This window comes from Pseudomonas sp. NBRC 100443 (genome assembly GCF_030268185.1).
GTDB lineage: Bacteria > Pseudomonadota > Gammaproteobacteria > Pseudomonadales > Pseudomonadaceae > Pseudomonas > Pseudomonas citronellolis.
Window position 1 is genome coordinate 1 of sequence record NZ_BSQE01000075.1, and the last position, 376, is coordinate 376.

Consider the following 376-nt stretch of genomic DNA (forward strand, 5'->3'; position numbering starts at 1 on the left):
CAGGCAGTTATGGATGCAGTTCCCAGGTTGAGCCCGGGGATTTCACATCCATCTTACCAAACCACCTACGCGCGCTTTACGCCCAGTAATTCCGATTAACGCTTGCACCCTTCGTATTACCGCGGCTGCTGGCACGAAGTTAGCCGGTGCTTATTCTGTTGGTAACGTCAAAACAGCAAGGTATTAACTTACTGCCCTTCCTCCCAACTTAAAGTGCTTTACAATCCGAAGACCTTCTTCACACACGCGGCATGGCTGGATCAGGCTTTCGCCCATTGTCCAATATTCCCCACTGCTGCCTCCCGTAGGAGTCTGGACCGTGTCTCAGTTCCAGTGTGACTGATCATCCTCTCAGACCAGTTACGGATCGTCGCCT

General features: G+C 52.1%; 1 rRNA gene. It reads right to left on the minus strand.

Going from position 1 to position 376, the window contains the following annotated elements:
• A 16S ribosomal RNA gene (locus tag QSJ95_RS32585) occupies nucleotides 1–376 on the minus strand; the annotation flags it as partial.